11 protein-coding genes and 3 pseudogenes are annotated in these 16134 nt (G+C 60.2%); 5 read left to right on the top strand and 9 right to left on the bottom strand.

Annotated features, from left to right (window positions below):
• The first annotated feature begins 2517 nt into the window (after nucleotides 1–2517).
• Entirely contained in the window at nucleotides 2518–2760 is a 243-nt protein-coding gene (locus tag XH80_RS03715; protein WP_271597380.1) for a hypothetical protein, read from the top strand.
• Nucleotides 2761–3190: 430 nt separating this feature from the next.
• Here XH80_RS03715 and XH80_RS03710 read toward each other — a convergent pair whose 3' ends face one another.
• Nucleotides 3191–3400, bottom strand: coding sequence for a hypothetical protein (locus tag XH80_RS03710; protein ID WP_271597379.1), 210 nt, complete (start codon nucleotides 3398–3400; stop codon nucleotides 3191–3193).
• Between the two features lie 645 nt (nucleotides 3401–4045).
• On the opposite strand from XH80_RS03710, the gene XH80_RS03705 reads away from it, so the two are divergent.
• A complete protein-coding gene (locus XH80_RS03705; RefSeq protein WP_271597378.1) occupies nucleotides 4046–4315 on the top strand; it encodes a hypothetical protein in 270 nt (89 codons plus the stop codon).
• A gap of 316 nt (nucleotides 4316–4631) precedes the next feature.
• On the opposite strand, the gene XH80_RS03700 is transcribed toward XH80_RS03705, so the two are convergent.
• Nucleotides 4632–5060 (bottom strand): hypothetical protein, encoded by a 429-nt coding sequence (locus XH80_RS03700; RefSeq protein ID WP_271597377.1) that lies wholly within the window; start codon nucleotides 5058–5060, stop codon nucleotides 4632–4634.
• Between the two features lie 750 nt (nucleotides 5061–5810).
• Complete coding sequence (locus XH80_RS03695; RefSeq protein ID WP_271597376.1) at nucleotides 5811–5990, bottom strand: hypothetical protein; 180 nt, start codon at nucleotides 5988–5990, stop codon at nucleotides 5811–5813.
• Between the two features lie 1392 nt (nucleotides 5991–7382).
• On the opposite strand from XH80_RS03695, the gene XH80_RS03690 reads away from it, so the two are divergent.
• Complete coding sequence (locus XH80_RS03690; protein ID WP_271597375.1) at nucleotides 7383–7601, top strand: hypothetical protein; 219 nt, start codon at nucleotides 7383–7385, stop codon at nucleotides 7599–7601.
• 520 nt (nucleotides 7602–8121) lie between these two features.
• On the opposite strand, the gene XH80_RS03685 is transcribed toward XH80_RS03690, so the two are convergent.
• From XH80_RS03685 to XH80_RS03675, 3 genes and pseudogenes are all read right to left on the bottom strand, one after another.
• Nucleotides 8122–8346, bottom strand: coding sequence for a hypothetical protein (locus XH80_RS03685; RefSeq protein ID WP_271597374.1), 225 nt, complete (start codon nucleotides 8344–8346; stop codon nucleotides 8122–8124).
• 8 nt (nucleotides 8347–8354) lie between these two features.
• A pseudogene (locus XH80_RS03680) lies at nucleotides 8355–8577 on the bottom strand (metal-sensing transcriptional repressor).
• Nucleotides 8578–8619: 42 nt separating this feature from the next.
• A pseudogene (locus XH80_RS03675) lies at nucleotides 8620–8772 on the bottom strand (IS110 family transposase); the annotation flags it as partial.
• A gap of 25 nt (nucleotides 8773–8797) precedes the next feature.
• On the opposite strand from XH80_RS03675, the pseudogene XH80_RS03670 reads away from it, so the two are divergent.
• Nucleotides 8798–9133: pseudogene (locus XH80_RS03670) on the top strand (transposase); the annotation flags it as partial.
• A 131-nt stretch (nucleotides 9134–9264) separates the two neighbouring features.
• Here the strand turns inward: XH80_RS03670 and XH80_RS03665 are convergent.
• Nucleotides 9265–11697, bottom strand: coding sequence for an ATP-binding protein (locus XH80_RS03665; protein ID WP_333968636.1), 2433 nt, complete (start codon nucleotides 11695–11697; stop codon nucleotides 9265–9267).
• A gap of 9 nt (nucleotides 11698–11706) precedes the next feature.
• Nucleotides 11707–12498 (bottom strand): adenylate/guanylate cyclase domain-containing protein, encoded by a 792-nt coding sequence (locus XH80_RS03660; protein WP_271597373.1) that lies wholly within the window; start codon nucleotides 12496–12498, stop codon nucleotides 11707–11709.
• A gap of 1076 nt (nucleotides 12499–13574) precedes the next feature.
• Between XH80_RS03660 and XH80_RS03655 the strand changes: the two genes are divergently transcribed.
• On the top strand, nucleotides 13575–14627 hold the full coding sequence (locus XH80_RS03655; RefSeq protein WP_271597372.1) for an ABC transporter substrate-binding protein: 1053 nt from the start codon (nucleotides 13575–13577) through the stop codon (nucleotides 14625–14627).
• 271 nt (nucleotides 14628–14898) lie between these two features.
• On the opposite strand, the gene XH80_RS03650 is transcribed toward XH80_RS03655, so the two are convergent.
• Nucleotides 14899–15924, bottom strand: a complete 1026-nt coding sequence (locus XH80_RS03650; RefSeq protein WP_271597371.1) for an IS110 family transposase — start codon at nucleotides 15922–15924, stop codon at nucleotides 14899–14901.
• Between the last annotated feature and the right edge of the window lie 210 nt (nucleotides 15925–16134).

The raw sequence follows: 16134 nt of genomic DNA, 5'->3' as shown, positions 1-16134 counted from the left end.
TCAGCTCTATGCGCGATACGGCGACAACGTGACGGGCAAGATCGGCACGGTCGTGTTTGCCGCGCCCGGCCCCCCCCCCCCCCCCCCCCCCCCCCCCCCCCCCCCCCCCCCCCCCCCCCCCCCCCCCCCCCCCCCCCCCCCCCCCCCCCCCCCCCCCCCCCCCCCCCCCCCCCCCCCCCCCCCCCCCCCCCCCCCCCCCCCCCCCCCCCCCCCCCCCCCCCCCCCCCCCCCCCCCCCCCCCCCCCCCCCCCCCCCCCCCCCCCCCCCCCCCCCCCCCCCCCCCCCCCCCCCCCCCCCCCCCCCCCCCCCCCCCCCCCCCCCCCCCCCCCCCCCCCCCCCCCCCCCCCCCCCCAGAGCGCGCACTTTCGCAACTAGTTCTTGGACTACTGACGACCCAGAAGATACGACGGCATGCCACTGCGATCGGTGTGACAGCGCAAGGGCTCCTACTTTCCGGGCTTCCCCTTGGCTGGTCAGTTCCAGCGGCCGCGCATGGTTTCGTCGTAGCGTAGAAAAATGATAGGAATGGCTCCTTGCGGGGAGGCTTGTGATGTCGCGAACGCTGTCTCTTGGAACGCTACTGTTTGCTTTTTTATTCTTGAACGTGTGTTGGGCTCAAAATAAGGGTGATGAGCCCACTTTCCCGTTTACAAAATCTATATTTCGCTGGGACTACTCTTGCCCAGTTGCGAGCGGTTGTTCTTTCGTTTGTCCGGGGCAAGTGGGAGGCGTAGCCCACGTGATCAAGTTGCGCATATACTTGGGAGCTATATCCATCGATGGCAGCCAGACCGCTCCCGCCTTGTTGTACGAATTCTCTACAAGAGAATTTCCGCACTCAAGCGGTTTCAGCATAGGCTCGTCTCTCTCTATTTTATCGTGCCAAGTAAACGGCATGGCGTTGGATTATTCTGGTCCATCGAAATAGATACACCCAGCACACCTCGGCGACTCGGTCGCGCGGCCGCCCGCCGACCGAGATCCGCATGCCCCGCCGAGATCCGAGCCGGCGAGCTGCTGCAATGCCCACCCGTCTTGGCCAATTTTTCTTCGGACTGGAGCTAGTCGCAGCGACGCTCCTTGCGCATTACCGTGCGGCCGTCGTCGCCCTCTACTCTCGTCGTTACCGTACGACACCGCTCGCGAGGACCAACGGTGACGCCACCTGGGCTGACGCCGACCGTGGCGTCGCGGTCGTAGCGGTAACGATCGCGATCGCATCGCCAGCGCCGGCAGAGGGGCGGCGGCTGTGTCTTCATCGTTGATCTGACCGGCGATGATATCTATCGACTTGATCAAGGTCGGCCAGCTTTCCGAAAGTCAGCGCCATGATCCCAGTGCGGTCAAGGCTGCGGTATTGCGCATGGCAGGTCTCGACGTTCAGGGTGAACCATTGTTGCCATTATCGCAGCATGAACCTGCGAAGCAGCATACGCCGTCGCCTCCTACTTGATTTCCAGATCGTTGCAATCAATGCCGCCATTTCACTGGTCGCCTGGAGGCGTTTCTCGGTCAAGCCTTGCGCCGGCGCTTGATCAACCAGTACACGCCGTAGCTGACCGCAAGGAGGGGGAGACCGGCTCCAGCGATAGGCGTGGCCCTTGCGAAGCGGCCGCGCCCATCGCGCAATGGGATCGGCCGGTCGGATGGCGCGATCGCTCCGATCCTGTATGGCGCAGCAGGATCGGATGAATGCGCCGCCTGACCCGTGCCCGGGCCGCGATTGCCAATGCTCGCTCAATACGATGGCCTCCAGCGATCGCGATCTGACCAAGACCCATTAGCGCACCGATATTTTAATACTTTCAAGCGCTTGGGACCAAGCAGCAACGCTTTCCCTTCGAGACCCGGACTCGCTAGGAGCGGTCGGGATCGTTGCGCTATATCAAAAGGAACGCCAGCGTGAACCGGCCCCACCATCGCCAAAGAAAAACCGGCTGGCTCAGCAGGCTCTCTGGTATGATCGCCCCCCACGACGTAGCGCCGGAAAGGATCAACCGCCGAGGGCGAGCAAAACCGGCCAGAGCTTTGCGAGGAGCCAAATCATCAGCCCGAAGCCGCCCCAGATGCTCATCAACGTCAAGCTCCGCTCGATGTGCTGCATTGTCATGCCTTCGATATCTGGCGGGGCATAGGTTCAGAAGCAGTGGCCGGTTGCGAGGCCCGGAAACGGAGGCGAATCCAAACCGGACCCCGCAGCCGCCCATCCCGTGCGAAGAATCGACGGCCGCGAAGGATTACACGGCAAACTGACATTGACCTTACGCGACCAGCCGATGACGGCGGCGGGATCTCCGCCGCAATCCTGCTTGTCAGCGCCTCAGCTGGCGGGCATGGCTCGCCGTTGTGAAGCGGCGCGTCCTCTGGTGCGAACCTTTCCGGCACACCCACGCGTGGCTCGCGCTCGTTTCGAGCCACTACTAATCGAAAATTTGACTCTGGCTCGCGCCGCGGTTCGATGGCGCCATGCCCCGCCCTGCCCGACCAAAGGACCGCACCGAACCGGATGGTCGACCGTTGAAGATCACGCTGGGCGATCTGCGGGCGACGGGCGTTCGCGATTTGCTCGTGTTCTGCCAAGACTATCGCTGCAGCCACAACGTGAAGCTCCCAGCAGAGTACGTCGACCGGGCCGGACAGGATCAGGATTTCGCAGCTCGAGCCGCGGTTCGTCTGCACAGCCTGTGGCATGCGCGGGTCCAACATCGTCGCCGGCGGCAACGGCACCGAGCAAGCTATCCTGCCCAGGCGCACGCCTAGTCGATGAAATTTGAGAATCAACTAAAGCTCCGCGGCAATTGCGGCTGGGATCCCAACTATGAAACTGATGAGTGACCGACCTTACTCCGATCCGACCACCGCGGCGCGCAAGCTGATCGAGCTAGCCAAGAGCATCGAGGAGGACTGCGACCTACTGTTGCCCATGCGGGCCACATCGTCGTGCCACCGTTGCCGGTCAAGGGCTGGTTGGCGTATCCGCAACCTATGTCAACGGTCGCCCTAAGGCTGCTAGGATAGCCGCCCGCTGCCTTGATCAATTCGAGGGCTTTGTCCCTCGAAAGGCTAGGGTTGTTTTTCAGCACCAGCTCAAGATACGGGGTTTCCTGGACCAAAAAAATGCGCCCAAGAAAATAATCTGCGCGCAAGACCGGGTGCGGACGCGCTGCGGCGGGCTTATCACCTGGTACGGCTAACCGACCTTTTTACCGTCCTTAGTATATAGCCCGACTAGTTCGCCACCTACAATATAACCTTTTCCAAACCAGGTCTCTACCACATGGCCAGTAAGGATTCCGCCAGAGACGACCTCGATCTCGTCGGAAGTCAATTCGGCCAACTCGCCATCCGCGACGCTGCGGACGACGATCTTCAGTTCCGCTGCATCAGTTGTCTTACGCATGATCTTCTCCGCAAAAAAAAATCAGTCGGGCCATTCCGTGCTGATGAAGTCCAATAGGCCGCAATCACCTCGGAGAGCTGTGAGGAAAATCACGGTACGTCCTCGTGGGTCCGCCACAGCTCCCCAAGTGACACTGCAGGCAAGGCAAGTCGAGAGAACCTCGGTGCCACTTGTGCTCTCCTTAGGCGTCCAGAGTGGTCCCTAAGAGCCGGACAAGTCTCGCTATAACGGAACATCCCAATCGGTTATTAACTTATCGGCGTCTCGGCCTGTCCGGGCTTGCGCCTAACACCGCCCTCAGCTCCTCAGCTCAGGACTATCTCTCTGGCATCGCCACTCAGTGGCCCAAAAGAAACGGGGGCCATTTCTTCAATAGAGGTTCACCCCCATTAAATTCCCTCGGAACTTTACCCCAAATGACAGACCTTATCGGCTGCGCGAGCAATACGCTCTCGTGCCGCCGCAGACCTTTGTTGACCGTCTCACAGCTCAGTGGACCAATGCCTACCACAATGTCCCCAGTGTGCCCCTGAGGAAACTGTGGGCCACCATGGCCAAAACCTATCAGTAAGCAATCATCGACACCGCTGCTGGTGTCAAACCACGGTGGCGCATTCTGTGGCCACCCACGGCTCAGGGAAGACCTTGGGCGCCAAGGTGTACGCGGCGCTCCAAGCTGAGCAGAACGTCACCACGGCAGCAGGCCACAGGAAGGCCATAGGTATCCTCATTGTCATCCCCGCCCAGGCCGACGAGATGGTGTTAGCCATCAATACTCTCGCTGGGCGTCCGGTGGCTATCGCCGACCACACTAAGCACCGTGCTATCCACGAGCAGCTCAATGAGAGCGATGTGCTCGTTATCACACATCAGGCCTATCTGAATGCCAGGCAGACAACTCACCAACACCCGTGAGGGCGAATGGGGCCGTTTGACGAACTGGAGAGGAGGAAAGCGTCTCCTCACCATCCTCGATGAAGCTCTATGCAACGTGGTCGAAGAGAGAAGTCAAGGTTGATCGCCTTGGCCAAGCTATCGGGTTCATCCCCTCTCGATCGGTAATCCAGTTTCGCGCGGCAGCGGGACTATTCACCAGCCATCTTTCACTCCTGATAAACAGAAGAGCACCATGCTCATCAGGCACATCTTGCGTGAGGCGCGCGTGTTCCACCATGATCGTTCTCACGAAAAGCGCGTTGGCCGTGGAGACGGGCTATGGGCACCCCCCGGCCTAATCATCGTCTGCAATCCGCTTCTCTTCTGCCGTCGCGTTGGGTTTGTCGGTGATCACTTGCGGGCAACGGAGGCAAGCGTTCCGGCCTTCTTGACTGAACCAGCGGCAGGTTGAACGAACCTGGCAAGCTGGCAGGGCGTTGACGACGGGTACCAGACCTTCGACGATTCTTTGGACGAGCGCGCATGCATTGTCCTTGAAATGCTTGCAACCGGTCGCCGCGCAGGGCGCTGCGATGCGAAAGACTTCAGTCGGCTTTGCCGGTCCTGAAAGTGCCAGAAGCTTTTCGGAGACAGGCAGCGTCTCCGTCAGATAACCCACGCGGGGTACGTCTGCAGTGCCGGTGCGCACGCCGTAAACTCGAGCGCCGTTGGTGCCCGCCTGAGCACTCGGACAATCGAGGGGTCGGGAATCTGGGTTCGACATCAAGACCTCCAATCTACTTCCGAAGCCAGGCGGGCGCCTTCCTTTGGGCGAACTTGTCGTGCGGCATCACAATGTTGGCGGCTTGGCGCCGGTCGTGGCGCCTGAATCGCCACTGCCACGCACCTGCCCAACGACTTGGGCTAGACCGCCAACGACCGTCTCGAGCTGGTCGGGCGTCAAGGCAATCGGGTCCTCCAGAGCGGGATTAAATGGCTCCTTGGGCCGCCTAGCCGTTTTGTCGGATAGCAAAGATTTTGGCATAGACATCTCCTTGTGACTGAACCGGCCCTTCAGCCGGCGCGGCCATGTTGGATTGGGTTCTCGGGCGAGTCGGTGACGCCGGTCACATACGGGGGCCGTCGCGGCGACAGCCTTGCCAAAAACGCAAGAGTAATTCTTTAAGGGACCAAGGTCCGCGCCCTCGATGATCGCCGGCTAACCGATCTTTGCCGGTGCTTAGTCTAGAGGGGCTTTGGCAGAGAATCCCAGACATCGACTCCAAGACCCTGCGCATCGCCCGCGATGCCCTCGAAGAAAAATAAGAGAAGGCGGCCAACAGGAAGACAGATGGAAGGTGGGACAAACCCGCTCCGCGCCGAAAAGACCGAAGCGCAGAAGTCCGCCGCCATCGAGTTAGGGCTGTCGGCGGTGCTAATTACACCGTCGGCGGCCCGCCAGCCGAGTGGACGGGAATGTATAGAGGGTTGTATCGCTTTGAAACGCTACAACCCTCTTTGAGATTAGTTTATCTCAGTTCCACGTTCCATCTGCTTTGCAAACGTGGCTGTTGCCATCGCCCATCTTTATAACGGATCCTGGGCTATAGCTTTGACTGGCGTATGTGCAGTTTTCGCCGCCGCTGACTACTTCAAGTTCGTCTACGGCGATTTCACGCATCGTCATGCTTTCGTCTACTGTTAGGTCACGCATCTTAAGTTCTCCTGTAACAATGGCCGCAGATGAATTGGAGCTGTATGCATGACACGGCCACTTATGCATACAGCAGCTCTGATCGTTATGGTGCGGCGTCTGTTCGTCGGCTGCCGCCCGCGTCGCCTCGGGAATCAACCAGACTGGGGCAGGAGAAGATGTGACCAAGGCCACACATCGCGACGTGATGCTTGCAAACAAGCGCTAGCGCTACTTTGGCAGATTGATTTTCTGGGCGACTTTTCACGGATGCCTCTTCTGCAGCATGGGCATCGCTGAGATCACGGTCGAAGAATGAAATCGACTATCGCGTGGCGTCCCTAAGCAGGGTCAGCAAATCAGCGGACGCCTGGCAGACAGACTGCCGGCGCTGCTCTGGAAGGATTCCGGACTGGAGGGCAACGGCGAATGCGATCGAGGTCATGCTCGATCGGTCTGGGCGCTCCGATGCAACCGAGGAAGAACCCGAGCAGCGTGCGCGGTGTCTGATACTGACTAACATGAGGGGACTGCGACTGGCGGAAAAGGCTAGCGAAGATCAGGCTCAACCTATACGCGGCGGATGATCCGGTCGAACTGGCAAACACCCTCCTGCCGGGCGAGCATCACCTCATCGACTGAGCGCCGAGGAGATCGGCGCCTTCTTCGTTGAGCTAGTGCCGGAGGAGGAGCCGGTTAGCCACGTCCTGCGCGCTATGGCCCTATCGGATGGGCACAAACCCGCTCCGCGCCGAAAAAACCGAAGCGCAGGAGGCCGCCGCCAGCGAACAAGGCAAACGTCTCGCCGCAAGCAGGAAGGCAACGACCGAAGACCCGGCCGTCTGGTTAGGGCTGTCGGCGGTGCTAGTGACATCGTCGGCGGCCCGTCAGCCGAGTGATGGGAACGAAAGGGTTGTAGCGTTTTGACGCTACAACCCAATTAGAGATTGGTTTATCTTAGCGCCACGTTCCATCAGCTTTGCAAACGTGGGCGTTGCCATCGCCCATCGTTATTACGGATCCTGGGCTATAGGTTTGGCCGCCGTATGTGCAGTTTTCGCCGCCGCTGACTACTTCAAGTTCGTCTACGGCGAGTTCACGCATCCTCATGCTTTCGTCTACTGTTAGGTCACGCATCTTAAGTTCTCCTGTAACAATGGCCGCAGATGAATTGGAGCTGTATGCATGACACGGCCTTGAAGCTCATGCATACAGCAGCTCTGATCGTTATGGTGCGGCGTCTGTTCGTCGGCTGCCGCCCGCGTCGCCTCAGGAATTGATCAGACTGGGACAGGAGAAGATGTGACCTAGACCACACATCGAAATCGGCTGCCTGTTAGCCGAGGCGAAGGCCGAGTACGATCCCAGCGAGTCGGTAGAGCTGGAGCGCTGCGACCGGGTGTGGCGAGGAGCTTGACCCAAGCCAAATCGGTCTGTGCGACGATGGTCGAGACGCCGACACGGCCAGCGACGCCGACATCATCGCCTGCCCTGGCGCATGAGCGCTACGCAAGCGACGATGTTGCGATCGAAGCGGCTACTGCCGAGGTTGATTGCGCCGCGGGTGGCGCCTGGGTCTTGGCCCGGGTCTGGGTGCCGGAAGATGTCATCGACACTGTAGGAGGGCTGTGATGTCAGCGACTGACATTACCGTCGCGTGGGGCAACCGCGCCACCTACAACAGGCACAAAATTGCACGATCATGAGCGCATCATCCGACAACGGCCGCTGCAACGCCTTGGCCTCATCCCATGGCGCGCGCATCCAGACCTCACGCTCTTCATCGGTGGTCAGGATCAACGGCATCGGGCATCAGACGTGATTGGTTGAACTGCAGAAGCACTTAAAGACGGATGGTGGCAACTAAATAGTTCTCAAAACGTATGATCGGGAGCATGTCACGATGGTGGATGAGACGAAGAAAGAGTTGGCACTGATAGCAGTTGGTACCCTTGCGGCGCTTCCTGTCTTGGGTGGTCTCAGCCTAACGCTGTTGGGACTCGTTGCATGGTGAGGCCGGAGCCTCACCTAAAAACAATTATGCACCTAGAGGCCCATTGCTATAACGGTGACAGGCGAAGGCTGGATCACCGGCACGGCCATGATCATCGCGGGTGCTTGGAACGAGGCCGCGACGCACCGGGCTCCGAAACTAGCGTTGGTTGTCGCAGCGATTGAATCTTTTTTTCGCAGAGATGCAGTAACACCACGCCAAAGCACGCCCCGACAATGCCGCGGCGCGCAGCTCGCCCCACGGGCGATCCGGTTCATTCCGGTAAACCAGCTTTCCGAAGACCCTCCCGGCGCTCAGCCCTGTCGTGATTCCGGCCCAGAAGAGGTGATCGTGCGGGGCCGCCTGAAAGCTCGTTTCGATCATTGTGCTTCTCACTTCAGATACGTGTGGACCACTTCGATGAGCTGATCCGCCGCGTCGGCGTTAAGTGCCCCCGGGTTCCTCTCGCGGTCGACGAGTGGTGCGGATGTGGTCTTCCACCACTTCGGCCATCAAGCCGGCGACGCCGCGAACGCCGGCGATCATGTGCATGATGCGCTCGCATTCTGCTTCCTCATTCAGCGCCCGCTCGATCGCTTCGACCTGGCCACGAATGCAGCTAACGCGTGCAAGCAGTTTCTTTTTCTCTCGGATCGTGATGCCGCGCGCATCGTTGCGGTCGGTCTTGTTGATCTGCGCCTTCAGCACCGCCTGCATGTGCCGCGTCTCCACACAGATCATCGGTAAGCTGGCTTCGGCGAGAGCGCTGAATAGCCATTGCGACAACGGCGCGGCTTCCAGTCCAATGCGCTTGAAGCGGTAGGCCGACAAGATGCTGCGGCGCTACTGGACCAACGCCTGTAAGAATTGTTCGATCAAGCCTCAGTGCACGCCCGGGTCAGAGCGACGGATCACGCGATGGGAGCACGAGGATCTGCTCGACGCCGTGCAGCAGCGGCTCGATGCGAACCCGCTCGCAATGCGCCTTCGTCGCGAGACTGTCGAGCATCCGTTCGGCACGATGAAGGCACGCATGGGAGCGACGCACTTCCTCACCAAAACCCTTCCAAAGGTAGCTGCTGAGATGGCCCTCTCGGTTTTGGCCTATAAACTGACCCGAGCAATGAATATCCTTGGGATCAGGCCGCTGATCGCCGCGATCGTGACCTGAGGCCGGCCCAGTTTTGGCTTTAAGACTGACGGCCTGTAAGACCGTTTTTACACGGCCAAGACCCTAAGCAGACTTGGACAGAGCAGTCGCCCGTATGCCCTGTAATAAGTCTTCTTGGGAAGGAAATCCAACTAGAAGGCGCGCAACGATGCACCGAGCGCCTCTATATGCATGTTGACTTCTGCCGCGGGTTGCAAAACCTCCCTTAGTTGTTCGTCAGCATCATTTGCCTCACGCCTGCCCCGCCGAGCCAAGGCCTTACCGCGTTGAGCGATCCAGGTAGCATAGGCGAGCGGCTCGTCAGCGGTCCGACGCAGTAATGCGTCGGCATGACGATCGGCTTCGTCCCACTCTTCGAGCAAAATCGCCCGCTCGATCGCGTACCGGCGGAACCAAAAGTGGTTGTGGCCAACGGCACCGTGCCCCAGCAGTGTTTCGCCTGCGACAATGGCAGCCTCCTGATCCTGCCGTTGGTCCTCCAGCAGCGCAAGAAGCCCAAAAAGGGCAGGGCCCATGAAACCTGGGCCGGTCTCTTCGGAGATATCTCGCCCCTGTCGTGCCAGAGCCAGAGCATCCTGCCGATGACCGCTGGCCAACGCGACCTCAGCGCATTGGCAGAGAATAACGGCCTCGTATCGTCGCGCCTTGAGGCTGCGTGCAAGCTCAAGCGCCTGCCATTGCTTCTGTTCTGCCTCGGCATACCGGCCGGCCGCCGTCAGACAGAACCCGACCGACTGCAGGGCAAACATTTCCGCGTGTCGATTGCCGATCTTTATGGCGGCGTCCTTGGCGGCGCGCATGTCGTCAAGCCCCCGGTCGAACTCGCAGCTGTAGATTCTACAATGTCCCATCATCACGCGATTGGGCACTGCGATCTTCGCTAGGCCCTCGGCTTCGCAAAGTTCGACGCAGTCGGTGAAATGGAGCAAGGCAGTCGCCATGCGACAATCCATGTATTGCGCGTCGGCGAGCCCGCTCAAGGCGCGGGCTTGCCACTCCGGCGACCCCACCTGTCGGGCCGCTTCTAGCGCGGACTGATGCTGGGCACGGCAGTCATCGAGTTCACCGCGCGCGAAATGCAGGTTGCCTTTGATGTATCGTATTTCCGCTAGCGAGCGGCTGTCGCAGAGCGTCTCGGCGAGAGGCACGGCGTCAGCGAGCGATGCAAACGCATCTCCCAAGCGCGCGGTCAATCGATTAGCCGCAGCGCAGCCGATCAGTGCGCGGCAGCGGTCCGCGGCATCGCTAGATTCCGTCAGGGCACGAGCATACGCATCTAGTGCTTCCGTGCCCCGTCCGGCGTCCTGCTGAAAGTCGCCGAGCAGAGTGGCAAGTTCAAACGCGTCCTTCCCTCCGCTTGAGAGTGCAAGCCCACGTCTCGCCAGCGTGATGGCATGATCGTGACGGAACAAGCTTGATTGCATCTTGGCCGCGGCGATATAGGCGCGTGGAGCCTCGGCATCGCCAGCCCGGTCGAGATGCTCAGCGCATAGCACGGGGTCTTCGGCAAAGATAGCAGCCGCCGCGGCGTGCAGCTCGCGCTTGCGGGCGTTGGTGAGCGAGCCGTAGATGCCCTCGCGAACCAGCGCGTGCGCAAACAACAAGCCGTCCTGCACCGGACGAAGCAGCACGTTCCGCATTAGAGTATCGCAGGCGAAATGTGGGTCCTGAAGCAACGTCCTGAGCTGCGCTAGAGTGAAGCGTTGGCCGAGTACCGAGGCAGCCTGGATGGCGCGGCGGTCAGATGCCGAGAGCAGATCGGTACGCGCCAGCACGACGCTCTGGATCGAGGCGGGCAGGCGACCATCGGTCAAATCTCCAGCGCCACGGAGCAGTTGTTCGAGGAACAGCGGGTTTCCGCCTGCGCGTTCGACACACTGGTCGGCGAATGCCGAGGCATCGATGAAGTTTCGAGCAATCGCCCGCGCGTCGTCGGCCGATAACGGCGACAGGTCTATCGTGGCCAACGCCGCCTCGCTGGCCATACCGCGCCACTGCGCGTCGAGCTTGTCGCCGTCGAGCCGCGTGGTCATGACGAGCACGGTCCGGCTCAACAGCGTGGCACGGCTCACGGCTGCGAGCAGACTGAGCGTCTCCGCGTCGCCCCAATGCACATCTTCCACGGTTATCAGCAGGGGACTACGGTCAGCAGCCCATTTGACGATTGAAGTGATGACACGCTCCTTGCCGCTGCTGCGTGCCGTGCTATCCATCGCCTCGTAGAGCCTCCGAGAAGCGTCGCTCTGCGGTAGTTCGAGAAGATCGCGAAGATAAAGAGCGTCATCCCTGTGCAATTGGACCTGCTGCAGCACTGTTTCGACCGCGCCTTCCGCAGTATCCGCCCCAACGCTTGCGCCAAGTCCCAATAAGCCCGCCACGACGGTGCGCACAGCTCCGTGACCGCGTGCCGTTCCGAAATCGAGCACGAATCCCGCTGTACAGGCCATCCCGGCAGCTGCCGCAATCGATTGGACTTCGTCCACGAGTCGCGTCTTGCCGATCCCAGCCTCGCCTCGAATCAACACTGCCGTACCGGACGTGCCCTCGATGCAGGCGTTTAGGATGGCGCGGAGCTAGGCAATCTCGGAACGCCGGCCAACCAGCGCCTGCCCGTCCGAGGTAGAGAGTTTCATCTTCAGAGGCCGCCATGCGTGGAGCGGTTGAGCCACCCCCTTGAGGGTCAGTAGGCCTGCTGGCTCAAATTCGCATACGTGTTTGGTTGCCTGGTAGACAAGATCGGAGACCAGGATTTCGTCTGCTCTGGCGTGATCGAGCAGGCGGGCGGCGATGTTGGCAGCTTCGCCCGTGACTGTGTATTCGCGATGGTGGCTGCTGCCCAGGGAGCTGGCGACAACCTCGCCAGTCGCGATCCCGATGTGAAGCGCAAGGGGGGAGGACAGGCCGGATGCGAGCCCCGGCACGCTGTGTTGTATTTCCAGAGCCGCGCGGATCGCTCGCTCCGCATCGTTGCCGCGCGCCCGCGGCGCGCCAAACAAAGCCATGGTGGCGTCGCCGATGTGTTTATCAATGGCTCCGCCAAAACGATCGACAATCGCATCGACTAGCGCGAAGAAGCGCTTGAGCAGCGCGCGCACGTCCTCCGGATCGAGCACCGAGGACAGCCGCGTATAACCAGCCAGATCGCAGAACAGCACCGTGACGGGACGGCGATCGCCTTCATCCTCGTCTACCTGAGCAGGTGGCTTGGCCGCCGCTTCGAGGGCGCGACCGCACTGCCCACAAAACCGCGCGCCGGGCTCGTTGGCGAAGTCGCAGACGGGACAGCCCGCTGGCAACGCGGAGCCACATGACCAGCAGAATTTGCGATCCGCACGGTTGTCCTTTCCACAATCCTTGCAGCGCACGGTGACACCTCCACCCTCCGCAAGATGAGCCCACTTCGCAATCACCGCAAGGGGGTAAGCCGAGGCCTTGCCGGCGTAAGGCGCAATGTCGACGGCGCTGAATCTGGGTTTATTAATAGATAAAGCAGGCCGATTTCGGCTGATGGCCCATCGCTGCCGCATCCCGCGGCCGAGGATATATCGGCTATCAGGGGTAGACCGGGCCTAAGTTGAACCGGGCCATATCGTCGCGGTTGACCCTGAGCGGAGTGGCCGGGGGCCAAGCAAAGGCCCCAGCCTTCTGGGATCGGACTGGGGCCTTAGCAACTGGGTCGGTGGAGGCGAATCCGCTAACCACCGCCAGTATCACACATGGTCCTTAACGGATTGGAGTATCCGAAATTCAAATTGCGACTGTCCGAAGTAGGACAGTACCGGCACGGGGATAGACACGTGACATGGATCAAGGTCTTCATATCGCGAGGGAACAAATGTTAGCTCGATGGATCGCAATAACCTCTATTTCTACCTCTCGCTGATCTGGCTGGCGATCATCGCTGGCGTCGCGGTCTATATGCTGATGCGTTGAGGCCGCCTGACTTGGCCGCTCATTCATTCTCCCCCGCCGCCACCGCATATCAATCTTCGACCGATTAGGCGGGATGGGCGTAGTAAAGTCTTCATAGATGTGCACTTGCAAATATAGCCAGACCAAACATCGCTGCAGCCAAACCAAGCGACAGGAGTAGCGCCTCTCGAAGCTCGTTCTTTTTCCGTGGTGCGTTCTGTGTCATCAGCAGGGTAACGAATGAAGATCCAGAAGGTTCTCGCGGCTAGCGCTTGCGTGGGGGCGAACGATAAGTACGAAAGTGTACACGAGTCATTGAAGTTCGCGACGAAAATGGCCCTGTCATGCGCACTCGGTTCCAGTTAGACATCGAGCGCTTGCAGAAGGCAACCTCAGTTGGCGGCATCTTCCATTCCAGCCCACGTTCACTTCCGCTGCTGGCCCTTCGCTGCCTATTCCACGGCCAAGGATATGTCCCATCGGCGACATGCCAATCACGATGCGGCGGTGCCATGGGCGACCGTCGCGATTGACCCATCTCTACCATCTGCCGATCAACTGCTATGATGCATGGTGCCTGCGAGGGATGGTCATGAGAAGGCGCAACTTCGTCAAGCTGCTTTGTGCCGCCGGCGCAGGGTGGTCGCTCGCGGCACATTCGCAAGACAGACTACGCCGTATTGGAGTACTGTTGGGGCGCCCGCTTGCGGACCCCGAAGGAGAGAAACAGGCCCAGGCACTTGAGCAAGGGCTTTCGCAGCTTGGTTGGAAGCGGGACCGTACTGTCCAGATTGAATACCGCTGGGCTGGTGGCGATCCTGAACGCACCCGGATGTTCGCGAAAGAGCTGGTCAGTCAGCGGCCCGATGCCATCGTCGCCCAGAACACTGCCATAGTGACGGCATTACTGGCTGAGACACGCACCATTCCCATCGTTTTCGTGCAGGTTACTGATCCGATCAAAAGCGGTTTTGTTGCCAGCTTGGCCAAGCCCGGTGGGAACGCGAGTGGCCTCGTCGATCTGGAGCCCTCACTCGCGGGAAAGTGGGTTGATCTGCTGAAGCAAATCGCGCCCGGACTCGCGCGGGTCCATTGTATTTTCAACCCGGAGACCGCGCCGGGGGGCGGGTCGTATTACTTAAGTCCGCTTGAGGCAGCTGCAACATCCCTGGGTGTCGAACCGATGGCCGTGCCGGTGCGCGACGCTGCCGGGATCGAACAAGCGATTGCCGCGATTGCCGGCGAACCCGGTGGTGGGCTCGTGGTTATGCCAGATATTTTTAATGGCATTCATCGTGAGCTGATAGTCTCGACAGCCGCCCGAGAAGGTGTTCCCGCAATCTATGCCTTTCGCTTCTTTGCTTCAGGCGGCGGATTGATGTCTTACGGCGTCGATATCCTTGATTTGTACCGGCGAGCCGCATATTACGTCGACCATGTCCTGAGAGGCTCGCAAATTGCTGATCTTCCCGTGCAGCTGCCGGTCAAATTTGAACTCGTCGTTAACTTGAAAGCTGCGAGAGCGCTTGGCGTCAATATCTCTTCATCGCTGCTCGCTCAAGCCGACGAAGTGATCGAATAGGCCCTCATTACGACGTATGAAGTCCGGATTTGATGCTGTTGTCTAATCGCTGCCGGGGCGTCAAGCATATAATCGCTGAGGAGACACTGCCGGGTGCATGGTTGTCTTCGCGGTCGGCATCAGCCGCCGCATGATGGAGCTTCGCGGGACGAGCCTTCAATGTGGACGACGCACTTTGCTGAGTCAGCAGTGCAACAGCATCAGCGGAATGGCTCGGCTCACGTCCCGGCAGGGACGCCTTAGGCGTTCGGGTTCCGAACGCGATCTGGACTTATGCGGCGGCTCCGGCGTTCGGGTTAAACAGCTCGCCGGTCTTAAGCATCGTATGCATTATTACCGCCAGTTTGCGGGCCACAGCCACGGCAGCTCTCTTGAAGCCGATCCTCTCCCGAAGCTGCAGACCCCATGTGCGCAGCGTGCTGTGAGTTGAGCTGCGCGTCAGAATGACCGCTGCCGCTTCGTAGAGAAGCCCTCGCAAAGGGCGGTCGCCACGTCGGGATATATGGCCGTCATAATCGACTTCTCCGGATTGGTAGCGGCGCGTTGTTAGGCCGATCCACGCGCCAACAGATCGGGATTTCCTGAAGTTGTCAGGCTCCTCAATAGCGGTGGTAAAGGAGGTCGCGGTGATAGCACCGATTCCAGGAATCGACATGAGGATGCGGCAAGCACGACTTTGGCGCGCGTCCCGCACCAATTGGCGCCCGAGTTCGGCGGCGCGGAGGCGAATGCCGCGCCAGGCTTCCAGCATCGGCAGCACAATGGATGCAAGTCTGTCCTGGTCGGCAAGAAGGCTCCGCACATTCTTCTCGAAGGTGCTTCCTTTTCCGGCGGGAACGAGCAGACCGAAGGTTTTCATGACGCCGCGGATCTGATTGGAAAGCTCGGTAGTGATTCGGACCAGCCGCGTCCGCGCTGCGACAAGCGTGCGGGTCAGCATGCTGTCGAATCCCTTCACACGCACCTCACGAAAGAATCCGACTTCCGCGAGTTGCGCCAGGCCATCGGCGTCGTTTGCGTCCGTCTTATTGGTCGCCATATCGAGCGCCGCTTTAGCATGGCGCGCGTCGATACAGATCGCCGGCAGCCCTTCGGTGTGCAGAGAATGATAGAACCATACCGATAGCGGTCCGGTCTCGAATACGACGCGTTTCACGGATGGCGCCCGCTTGCGGATGAGCTCGGCGACGATACTCGGATCAGTTGCGCACTTGCCGCGCCAGATCCGCTGACCTCCTCGGCGGATCGAGACTGCCGTCTCTTTCATCGACACGTCGAGACCAATATATTCTTCCATGGCTGTTCTCCATTCGATGCTTGGGCCCGGCGTCCCGTCGTGAGCCCGTATTTCCATCCTATCGGGGAACAGCCACCAGTTTCCATTCTCGGTTGATCGGGGGCGACTCGCTCCTGCGATTACCCCATGTGGACGGCTCCTCCACCGGCACGAGAGTGCCAAGGAGTGGGCGCCGTTTGAGGCTCCCACGATTCGGAGGAGCAGCTTATG

Origin of the sequence: Bradyrhizobium sp. CCBAU 45384, assembly GCF_028128665.1 — a bacterium.
In the GTDB taxonomy this organism is placed as follows: Bacteria; Pseudomonadota; Alphaproteobacteria; order Rhizobiales; family Xanthobacteraceae; genus Bradyrhizobium; species Bradyrhizobium manausense.
The sequence above is the reverse complement of the archived record's forward strand: the minus strand, read 5'-3'. Positions and strand labels throughout refer to the sequence as shown.